Here is a 9,806-nt window from a genome sequence, read left to right as displayed (position 1 = left end):
CCTCCAAGTGCGACCCGTGACCTGACTCGACACGCACTGAGCCCCGCCCACCTTCAGGTGGGCGGGGCTCTCGTTTGCTCGCTGAGCTGCTCGGCACTCAGGGTTCGGAGCGGGCGACGAGAATCGAACTCGCGTGATCAGTTTGGAAGACTGAGGCTCTACCATTGAGCTACGCCCGCAAGGCGCCGGTCCTGCCGGCGACCCGCTGCGCTAGCCTACTGGTTCGCGTCCGGTCCGCCGAAATCGACCCGCCCGCGGGCGCGTTCGTGTCCGGCACCCGGACCCGACGGGGCATGGCGCAGTTTGGTAGCGCGTCCGCTTTGGGAGTGGAAGGTCGCAGGTTCGAATCCTGTTGCCCCGACCGTGTGATGTCTCAGGACATCGGAACGAGCCGGACCTACGGAAGTAGGTCCGGCTCGTGCCGTGACGGGATTGCGCCCGTGGCGTCAACCCACGAGATCCAGGCGGAGCTCGTTGATGGTGCGTCCCACGGCAATCCCCTTGGCCTCGAAGCCATCTCGCGGCCGCCACTGGGGACGCCCGACCCGATGGGCCTCGAAGCGCGGGTGCGTCGCCACCTCGGCCAGCGCGTGCTCGGCGTAGAAGTCCTGGTCGGTGGCGATGAGCACGTGCCCACCGGGCTTGAGGGTGCGGGCGAGCAGGTCGAGGTTCGCGGGACTGACGAACCGCCGCTTCGTGTGCTTCTGCTTGCGCCACGGGTCGGGGAAGAAGAGGTGGACGGCGTCGAACGTGGCGTCCGGAACCCGGTCCTCGAGGAAGGGCACGGCGTCGCCGATCTCGACGCGCAGGTTGGGCACCCCGGCCTCATCGGCGTCGGCGAGCATCCGGGCGAGTCCGGGGGTGTGGACGTCCATGGCCACGATGTCGTGCTCGGGGAAGGCTGCGGCATACGCGATCGCAGCATGCCCGTGCCCGCAGCCGATCTCGAGGACGACGGGGGCGCTCCGCCCGAAGGCGGCCGAGGCGTCGAAGGGGCCCTCGGGCAGGGACCGGGACGGCGCGAGGCGCTCGACGCGGTCCCTGGTCAGGGACGACAGCCGGCCCCGGCGGACGAACGTTCGCACCCGTGCCGGCGTGACGCCCGGCGGGAGGTCGGGGACGACGTGCTCCTTGCGGCCCGTCGACGCGGCCGGCGTGCTCGCCGTCGGGATGGGCACGGCATCGGATGCGTCTGGCTGTTGGCTCACCCCGGCATCGTAGTGAGCCGCGACGACGGCCGACGCACGCGCCGGCGACGTCTCAGGTGCGCCAGATGGTGACGACGGCGCGGTCGTCACCGAGGCCGGCCGCGGCCTGGTCGCAGAGCCGCTGCGCGAGGCCCTCGAAGCCGGTGCGGACGAAGGACTCGGCCCGGCCGAGCATGCGGTCGATGCCGTCGACGAGGGTCTTGTCGCGGGCCTCGATGACGCCGTCGCTGTAGAGCACGAGCGCGTCACCGCGACGGATCGTGCCCGTCTCGCGGGGGTAGTCCGCATGGTCGATGACACCGAGCAACGGCCCCCGCCCGCCGGCGAGCATCCGCCACCGGCCGGAACCCGCCGCGAACTGCGCGGCCGCCGGGTGGCCGGCATACCCGATGGTGAAGTTGCCGCTGTCCAGGTCGACGGCGACGTGCACGGCCGTGGCGAAGCCCTCGTCCCAGCGCAGCCGCAGCAGGTGGTTGTTCGCGGACTGGAGGAAGCGACCCTCGCTCATCTCCCCCAGCAGGCCACCGAGGGCACCGGAGAGCAGCAGCGACCGGGTGCCTGCCTCGCGGCCCTTGCCCGAGACGTCTACCAAGGCGATCTCGAGGGTGGCGCCATCGGTGGAACGGCTCGCCACGACGAAGTCACCGGCGAACCCGTCGCCGTAGGCGGACTCGAGGGCGACCTCGGCCCGCCACGAGGGGGGCAGGGGCGGCAGCTCCCCTTGGGCCCGGAGCCGGTCCCGCATGTCGACGAGCATCGACTCACCGCTGACCCCGACGACGCCGACCTGGGCCCGGGCGTGCGAGAGCCACAGCATCAACGCCATGATGGCGACGGTCACGATCTCGGCGCCGGTGTTCGCGGGCTTCAGCTCGCCCAGGTAGGCGCCGAGGATCGACATGGCGAGGAAGAGGCCGATGTAGACCACGAGCAGCAGCCGGGGCTCGAGGAAGAGGCCCGAGAGCACGACGACGAAGGCATACACGCCCCACGGCACGTACACCGGCCAGACGAAGATCGACACCGTCGCGGCGACGCCCAGGGCGAGGAAGGCGCTGACGAGAACCCACGGCGCCCGGCCCAGCCACGCGCCCATCTGCCGGAGGCGGCGTACCGGACCGGCAGCGTAGTGAGAGCGCCGAGAGACGACGCTCTCGATCCTGGACACGTGCCTCCTCGCCGTGATGGAGGGGACGGCGGACGTCATGCGGTCAGCGCGCGGACGAATCCGGCAAAGCCGGCAAGTCCCCCGTGTTCTCGTACGCCGAAACCATACCCAGACGCCGGCTGTGCCGTGCCTCATCGGTGAAGTTCGTCGCGACGAAGGCGTCGACGATCTCCTTGGCGACGTCGTCCGGCGTGAACCGGGCGCCGATGGAGACGACCTGGGCGTTGTTGTGCTCGCGCGCCAGGCGTGCCAGCTCGGCGCTGTAGGCCAGCGCCGCCCGAATGCCCGCGACCTTGTTGGCGGCGATCTGCTCCCCGTTGCCCGAGCCGCCCAGCACGACGCCGAGCGAGCCCGGGTCGGCGGCGACGGCCTCGGCCGCCCGCAGGACGAAGACCGGGTAGTCGTCCTGCGCGTCGTATTCGAACGGGCCGTGGTCGACGACGTCGTGGCCGGCGTCGCGCAGGTGGGCGGCGAGGGACTGGTGGAGCTCGTATGCCGCGTGGTCGCCGCCGATGTGGATGCGCATGTCCGTCCTTGGGTGCGTCGAAGTGGTGTCTTGAGGAACCTGGGTTGCTACCGGGTGGAGGGCGTGAGGCAGTGAGGTCGGTCTCAGGTGAGGATGGGGCCCTGGGTGCGGCTGCGCTTCAGCTCGTAGAAGCCGGGGGTGCCGGCGACGAGCACGCACCCGTCCCACAGCCGCGCGGCCTCCTCGCCCCTCGGGGTGGGCGTCACGACCGGGCCGAAGAACGCGACGCCGTTGACGGCGATGATCGGCGTGCCGACGTCGGTGCCGACGAGGCTGATCCCGCGCTTGTGGCTGCGGTGCAGCGCCGCGTCGTGCTTCTTGTGGTGGGCCTCCTTGGCGAGCGCCGCGGGCAGGCCGACCTCCTCGAGCGACTCACGGATCACCTGGTCGAAGTCGGCGATCTTCCGCAGGTGGATGCGGGTGCCCATGGCGTCGTAGAGGGGCTTGATGACGGAGTCGCCGTGCGCCTCGACGGCGGCGATGATGACGCGCACCGGGGCCCACGCCTCGTCCATGCGCGCCCGGTAGGCGGCGTCGAGGTCGTGCCGGTGCTCGTTGAGCACCGCAAGGCTCATGACCGACCACGTCACGTCGAGGTCACGCAGCTTCTCGACCTCCATCAGCCAGCGCGACGTCATCCACGCCCACGGACAGATCGGGTCGAACCACATCTCGACGGCGTCGCCGCTCGTCCTCGGGCTGTCCTTCGCATCGGCCATGCGGCCCATCATGGCACTGCCCGGGACGCGCCGATTGCGGTGGCGGACCGGTGGGGGTTCCGTGCGAGGATGGCCCGCGACGACGCCGTCCACCGACGCACCGTCGCACCCCCGAACCCTTCCCAGGAGGTCCCTACGTGCCCGGCAAGAACCTCACCCGCGACGAGGCGGCCAGCCGCGCGGGCATCCTGCGCGTCGACTCCTACGACGTCCGCCTCGACCTGACCACGGGCCCGGAGAACTTCCACACCGTCACCACCGTCGCGTTCACCTGCTCCGAGCCCGGCGCCGGCTCGTTCATCGACCTCATCGCCGACTCGGTCGAGAAGGTGACCCTCAACGGCGTCGACCTCGACCCGGCCGAGGTGTTCTCGGACTCGCGGATCGCCCTGCCCGGCCTGGCCGCCGAGAACGAGCTGACCGTCGACGCGACGGGGCGCTACACCAACACCGGCGAGGGACTGCACCGCTTCGTCGACCCGGTCGACAACGAGGTCTACCTCTACACGCAGTTCGAGGTCCCGGACTCCCGGCGCATGTATGCCGTGTTCGAGCAACCGGACCTCAAGGCGTCCTTCCGTTTCACGGTGACCGCGCCCGCGCACTGGAAGGTCATCAGCAACTCCCCCACGCCCGCCCCCCGGGYGGCCGGCGTGGCCGACGGCGTCGAGCGCGCGACGTGGTCGTTCGAGCCGACGCAGCGCATCTCCTCGTACATCACGGCGCTCATCGCCGGCCCCTACGACGAGGTCCGCGACGAGGTGCAGACCCGCAAGGGTGTCGTGCCGCTCGGTGTCTACTGCCGCAAGTCGCTGACGCAGTACCTCGACGCCGACAACATCTTCGACTGCACGAAGAAGGGCTTCGCGTTCTTCGAGGCGGAGTTCGACCAGCCGTACCCGTTCGAGAAGTACGACCAGATCTTCACGCCCGAGTACAACATGGGCGCGATGGAGAACGCCGGCGCCGTGACCTTCGTCGAGGTCTACGTCTTCCGGTCCAAGGTCTCCGAGGCCAAGATCGAGCGCCGGGCGCTGACGATCCTGCACGAGCTGGCCCACATGTGGTTCGGCAACCTCGTGACCATGAAGTGGTGGGACGACCTCTGGCTCAACGAGTCCTTCGCCGAGTGGGCCTCGACGACGTGCCAGGCCGAGGCCACCGAGTGGACGAGCGCGTGGACGACGTTCGGCACCGCGGAGAAGGCGTGGGCCTACACCCAGGACCAGCTCTCCTCGACGCACCCCATCGCCGCCGACATGCGTCACCTCGAGGACGTCGAGGTCAACTTCGACGGCATCACGTATGCCAAGGGTGCGTCGGTGCTCAAGCAGCTCGTCGCGTACGTCGGCCGTGAGCCCTTCGTCGCCGCGCTGCGCGAGTACTTCCGCAAGCACGCGTGGGGCAACACGACGCTCTCGGACCTGCTCGGCGAGCTCGAGAAGGCCTCCGGCCGCGAGCTGMCCGAGTGGAGCAAGCTGTGGCTCGAGACGGCCGGCGTCAACACGCTGCGGCCCGTCTTCGAGGTCGACGCGGACGGTCGCTACAGCTCGTTCGCGATCACCCAGACCGCCACGGACGAGCACCCGACGCTCCGTCCGCACCGCATCGGCATCGGCCGGTACGCCGTCCGACGCGATGAAGCGGGGGCGGCCGGCGACGCGCTCGAGCGGGTCGGCTACGACGAGGTGGACATCACCGGCGCGCGCACCGAGCTCGCGGAGCTCGTCGGCCAGGAGCAGCCCGACCTGCTGCTGCTCAACGACGACGACCTCGCCTACGGCAAGATCCGCCTCGACGAGCGCTCGCTCGCCACGGCGCTCTCCTTGCCCCGCGGCTTCCAGGACTCGCTGCCCCGCTCGCTCGTGCTCGGCGCGACGTGGGACATGACCCGTGACGGCGAGATGCCGGCCCGCGACTTCGTGCGCTTCGTCCTCGAGTCGATGCCGGGCGAGACCGACTCGACCCTGCTGCGCGTCCTGCTCGGCCAGATCTCGACGGCGGCGCGCCTCTACACGGCACCGGAGCACCGCGCCGAGGTGTCCGCCCTGCTGTCGTCGTCGCTGCGCTCTCTGGCCGAGACGGCGGAGGCCGGCAGTGACGCCCAGTTCCAGCTCGTCGAGGCCTGGGCGGGCACGACGTCCGACCCGGCCGACGAGCCGCGCCTGCGCGCGCTGCTGTCGGGCGCCGAGTCCCTCCCCGAGCTGACCGTCGACACGGAGCTGCGGTGGACCTTCATCAAGGCTCTAGCAGCCCTCGGCGCGGCCGATGACGTCGAGATCGCGACCGAGCTCGACCGGGACCCGACGGCCACCGGCAAGGAGCGCGCCGCGGAGGCGCTCGCCGCCCGGCCCACCGCAGCGGCCAAGGCCGACGCCTGGGCCAAGGCCGTCGAGCGCAACGACCTGTCCAACCAGATGGTCGAGGCCATCAGCGCCGGCTTCCGCCGGAGCGCCGACCTGTCGCTGCTCGAGCCCTACGTCGAGAAGTACCACGCGATGCTCATCGACGCGTGGGCCGAGCGGAGCGTCGCCATCGGCGAACGCGTCGTCGGCGGCTTCTACCCGTTCTCGCTGGCGAGCCAGCAGCTCAAGGACGCCTCGGACGCCTGGCTCGCCGCCAACGCCGACGCGGCGCCCGGCCTGGTGCGCACGGTCGCCGAGAACCGCGACATGATCGCCCGTGCGCTGGTGGCGCAGGAGCGGGACCGCCGCGGCTGAGCCACGGGGTGCGGGGCCGGCCCGAAGGGCGGCCCCGCACGCCGGCTCTGCCGGCTCCCGGCCGAAGCCTGACCCACGACCTGACCGGCGACCTGACCGGCGACCTGACCGGCAACCTGACCGACGCCCTGACGGGCAACCTGACCGACGACCTGACTGAGAACCCGCTGAGAACCTGTGATCGACGCCTTCACGAACCTGACCGCTGTGACCCCCTTGACCTCCACACCCACCCCGACACCGAGTCCGTCTCCCTCGCAGGAGCTGCCCGTGAACCTCTCGATGCCTGACCTCTCCAACCTCACGTGGGCTGGGGTCGGCGACTGGCTCGTGGGCACACCGCTGCTCATCATCACGGTGGTCGTCGTGGGTCTGCTCGCGCGCTTCGTGCTGCACCGGCTCATCAACCGGGTCGTCGCGACGGCCACGTCGCGGCGCGCTGAGCGACTCGCGAGCATCCCCGGCGCGGGGCGCGCCCTCCAGGCCGTCCGTGGCGCGAACGTGCGACACGTGCAACGGACCCAGACGATGGGCGCCCTGCTCAAGAGCATCACGACGTTCGTCGTGCTCGGCATCACCGCCCTGACCGTCCTGTCCCTGGTCGGGATCCCGCTCGGACCGATGCTCGCCTCGGCGAGCGTCGGCGGCGTGGCGCTCGCCTTCGGTGCGCAGAGCCTCGTCAAGGACTTCCTGTCCGGTGTCTTCATGATCGTCGAGGACCAGTACGGCGTCGGTGACGTCATCGACACCGGTGAGGTCGTCGGCACGGTCGAGAACGTGTCGCTGCGCGTCACCCAGCTGCGTGATGCCGGCGGCATGACGTGGTACGTCCGCAACGGCGAGATCGTCCGGATCGGCAACAAGACGCAGGGCTGGTCGACAGCCATCGTGGACATCCCCGTCGCCTACGACCAGGACGTCGAGAAGGCGATCTCCGTCATCCGTGACGTCGTGAGCGTCATGGACGACGACGCCGCTTACAAGGACATCCTCCTCGAGGAGCCCAACGTCGTCGGTGTCGAGTCGATCGCCAACGGCGCCATCACGATCCGCATCATCGCCAAGACGATCGCCAACGAGCAGTTCGGCGTGCAGCGCGAGATCCGCGAGCGGGTCAAGAGGGCCTTCGACCGGGAGGGTGTGCGCAGCCCGCTGCCCGTCATGACGCCCTACGGCGGGCCCGCCCCGAAGTGACGGTCGAGCGGAGGCCGCCCGGCCCTCGACCCGGCAGCGCGGCAGCCGGACGGCGACCCTGAACCCGGCTCTGCGAGACTGACCGACGTGACGTACTACGACGACTTCGGGGGCCACGAGACCTTCGCCAGGCTCGTGCGCGAGTTCTACCGCGGCGTCGCCGAGGACGAGCCGCTGCGTGCCCTCTACCCCGAGCAGGACCTCGGCCCGGCGCAGGAGCGCCTCCGGATGTTCTTCGAGCAGTACTGGGGCGGCCCGACGACCTACTCCGAGCAGCGCGGTCACCCGCGACTGCGGATGCGTCACCTCCCCTTCCAGGTGACGCCCGACATGCGCGACCGGTGGCTGCTGCACATGATGAACGCCGTCGACACCCTGGAGCTCTCGCCCGAGAACGACGACCGGCTGCGCGACTACCTCACACGGGCGGCATACAGCCTCGTCAATGCGCCGGGTCCCGACGGCACCTTCTGACGCGCCACCGGCCTGCTCCCGGTGCGACTCACAGCAACTCACAGCCCGTTCACGGCTGCGGGCTCGAAACCGGGGTGTTCGCTGGTCGCAGGAGAACCACCGTCCGGGTGCGTGCGCCCGGCAAACCATGACGGAAGGACGCGCATGCTGTCGATCAACGGGAAGCCGCTGAACAAGAAGGTGGCGGGCGTCGCTGCCGCGGGTGCCGCGGCAGCGGTCATCGGCCTCGGCGTCACGCAGGTGGCGCGCGCGGACGACGCGAGCACAACCACTCCCACCCCGACGGCGACCTCGACGCAGGGAGACGCGGACCAGGGCACGACCGGCAGCGTCCCCGGCCACGGCTGGGGTCCCGGCGGTCGCCACGGTGGCATGGGCAGGGGGATGGGTGCGGGCGTGGACCTCTCAGCGCTCGCCACCAAGCTGGGCGTCGACCAGACCAAGCTCGCCGACGCGCTGAAGGCCGTGCGTGACGAGCTCCGCGCCGCCCACACGCCCGGTCAGGGCACCTCGACGAAGCCCGACCCGGCGACCATGCAGGACGAGCTGGCGACCAAGCTCGCGAGCAAGCTCGGCATCGACGCAGCCAAGGTCAAGGCGGCCTTCGCCGACCTGCGGGCAGCCCACGAGGCCGGCGAGCAGAAGGCGTTCGACGACCGGCTCGCACAGGCCGTCAAGGACGGCAAGCTGACCCAGGCCGAGGCCGACGCCGTCAAGAAGGCGGCGAAGGCCGGCGTCATCGACATGCACGGCGGGCCTCGCTGACGGTGCGCCCCAGCTGACGAGCACCCGATGACGCGCAGCCGCTGAAGGGCGTCACCCCGGTGCGGAGGGACGCCCTTCAGCGTGGAGTGAGATGCGCCCTCAGCGACGGCACGACGTGGTTGCTCAGCAGGGGGGCGAGGTCGGCGGGCAGCTCGTCGTCGAGCCCGAGCCAGCGCTGCTCGGCGATCTCGGCGAGCGGGGCGGGGACGTCGTCCGGCCGCAGGTGCGTGACGTAGACGGTGGCGTCGACCCAGGCGTCGGGTTCGTTGGCCGCGACGTCGTGGAAGCGGCCGAGGCGCTCACCGAGGCCCGAGACGTCGAGCCCGACCTCCTCCATGACCTCACGCACCGCCGCCTCACGAGCGCTCTCCCCCGGGTCGATCTTGCCGCCGGGCAGCATGAAGCGCACGGACCCGGCCTTGCGCACCGTGAGCAGCCTCCCGTCCCGGACGAGGCAGAAGGCAGCCGTGACAAAGGTCGTCATGCACCAGACGGTAGCGCCACGCCACCAGTGGCCGCGGCCACCGGCGCCCCCGGGGCTCAGCGCAACGGCGGCGGGCCCGCGGCGACGCGGCGGCGCACCTCGGCCAGACCCTCACGGCCCTGAGGCACGTCCCACCAGCTCTCGATCCACCACGTCGCCCCGGCCTGCTCCCAGGCGGCGGGCTCCGCCGGCTCGAGGCTGGTGAACGAACCCCACGAGTCCGCCTCGATGACGACGTCGTAGCCCTCCCAGGGCAGTCCCTGCTCCGCACGGAGCCCGCGCACGGCATCGACGACTGCAGTGAACGCCTCGACCGTCTTGGGTCGACCGTCGGGGGTGTGGATCGCCGGGATCAGACCCTGCCAACGGGCCGCCCGCTCGAGCGAGCGCTGCCGACCACCGCCCGGGCTCGGCGCGCCCACGACCCAGACGGGCGGGTGGGGCCGCTGCGGGGTGGGCGGCGGCAGCAGGAAGTCGTTGGCTCCGGCGCTGTAGTACCTCCCGGCATACGTGAAGGTGGCGGGCTCACCGAGCAGCCCCGCGTAGAT

9 protein-coding genes, 2 tRNA genes and 1 pseudogene are annotated in these 9,806 nt (G+C 70.9%); 5 read left to right on the top strand and 7 right to left on the bottom strand.

Annotated elements, in window-relative coordinates; genetic code table 11:
• Positions 1-108: 108 nt before the first annotated feature.
• A tRNA-Gly gene (locus tag AC1DP0_RS12160) sits at positions 109-179 on the bottom strand.
• A 108-nt stretch (positions 180-287) separates the two neighbouring features.
• Between AC1DP0_RS12160 and AC1DP0_RS12155 the strand changes: the two genes are divergently transcribed.
• Positions 288-361: transfer RNA gene (locus AC1DP0_RS12155), tRNA-Pro, on the top strand.
• A gap of 85 nt (positions 362-446) precedes the next feature.
• Here the strand turns inward: AC1DP0_RS12155 and trmB are convergent.
• The 4 genes from trmB to AC1DP0_RS12135 form a co-directional block, all read right to left on the bottom strand.
• Entirely contained in the window at positions 447-1,208 is a 762-nt protein-coding gene (gene trmB / locus AC1DP0_RS12150) for a tRNA (guanosine(46)-N7)-methyltransferase TrmB (protein ID WP_478084821.1), read from the bottom strand.
• A 52-nt stretch (positions 1,209-1,260) separates the two neighbouring features.
• On the bottom strand, positions 1,261-2,304 hold the full coding sequence (locus AC1DP0_RS12145) for a PP2C family protein-serine/threonine phosphatase (RefSeq protein WP_478084820.1): 1,044 nt from the start codon (positions 2,302-2,304) through the stop codon (positions 1,261-1,263).
• A gap of 115 nt (positions 2,305-2,419) precedes the next feature.
• Positions 2,420-2,902, bottom strand: a complete 483-nt coding sequence (locus AC1DP0_RS12140) for a ribose-5-phosphate isomerase (protein WP_478084819.1) — start codon at positions 2,900-2,902, stop codon at positions 2,420-2,422.
• An 83-nt stretch (positions 2,903-2,985) separates the two neighbouring features.
• The gene (locus tag AC1DP0_RS12135; RefSeq protein ID WP_478084818.1) at positions 2,986-3,621 is read right to left on the bottom strand and encodes a mycothiol-dependent nitroreductase Rv2466c family protein; all 636 of its coding nucleotides are present in this window, start codon (positions 3,619-3,621) and stop codon (positions 2,986-2,988) included.
• 137 nt (positions 3,622-3,758) lie between these two features.
• Here AC1DP0_RS12135 and pepN point away from each other — a divergent pair, with 137 nt between their 5' ends.
• The 4 genes from pepN to AC1DP0_RS12115 all read left to right on the top strand — a co-directional run bounded on the left by pepN (position 3,759) and on the right by AC1DP0_RS12115 (position 8,774).
• On the top strand, positions 3,759-6,341 hold the full coding sequence (pepN, locus tag AC1DP0_RS12130) for an aminopeptidase N (protein ID WP_478084817.1): 2,583 nt from the start codon (positions 3,759-3,761) through the stop codon (positions 6,339-6,341).
• Between the two features lie 270 nt (positions 6,342-6,611).
• On the top strand, positions 6,612-7,535 hold the full coding sequence (locus AC1DP0_RS12125; RefSeq protein ID WP_478084816.1) for a mechanosensitive ion channel family protein: 924 nt from the start codon (positions 6,612-6,614) through the stop codon (positions 7,533-7,535).
• A gap of 87 nt (positions 7,536-7,622) precedes the next feature.
• Positions 7,623-8,009, top strand: coding sequence for a globin (locus AC1DP0_RS12120; protein ID WP_478084815.1), 387 nt, complete (start codon positions 7,623-7,625; stop codon positions 8,007-8,009).
• Positions 8,010-8,153: 144 nt separating this feature from the next.
• Positions 8,154-8,774 carry a hypothetical protein gene (locus tag AC1DP0_RS12115; protein ID WP_478084814.1) on the top strand — a complete coding sequence of 207 codons (621 nt, stop codon included), beginning with the start codon at positions 8,154-8,156 and terminating at the stop codon, positions 8,772-8,774.
• A gap of 76 nt (positions 8,775-8,850) precedes the next feature.
• Here AC1DP0_RS12115 and AC1DP0_RS12110 read toward each other — a convergent pair whose 3' ends face one another.
• On the bottom strand, positions 8,851-9,258 hold the full coding sequence (locus tag AC1DP0_RS12110; protein WP_478084813.1) for an NUDIX hydrolase: 408 nt from the start codon (positions 9,256-9,258) through the stop codon (positions 8,851-8,853).
• A gap of 56 nt (positions 9,259-9,314) precedes the next feature.
• Positions 9,315-9,806, bottom strand: a pseudogene (locus AC1DP0_RS12105) (LLM class flavin-dependent oxidoreductase); the annotation flags it as partial.

The organism is Terrabacter sp. P5_B1 (assembly GCF_056400505.1).
This window is presented reverse-complemented; position numbering and strand designations above follow the sequence as displayed.

Excerpts from the sequence above, each read along its gene's own strand:
- AC1DP0_RS12145 (WP_478084820.1), bottom strand. The coding sequence starts at position 2,304 with ATGGGCGCGTGGCTGGGCCGGGCGCCGTGGGTTCTCGTCAGCGCCTTC.
- AC1DP0_RS12140 (WP_478084819.1), bottom strand. The coding sequence starts at position 2,902 with ATGCGCATCCACATCGGCGGCGACCACGCGGCATACGAGCTCCACCAG.
- AC1DP0_RS12135 (WP_478084818.1), bottom strand. The coding sequence starts at position 3,621 with ATGGCCGATGCGAAGGACAGCCCGAGGACGAGCGGCGACGCCGTCGAG.
- AC1DP0_RS12115 (WP_478084814.1), top strand. The coding sequence starts at position 8,154 with ATGCTGTCGATCAACGGGAAGCCGCTGAACAAGAAGGTGGCGGGCGTC.
- AC1DP0_RS12110 (WP_478084813.1), bottom strand. The coding sequence starts at position 9,258 with ATGACGACCTTTGTCACGGCTGCCTTCTGCCTCGTCCGGGACGGGAGG.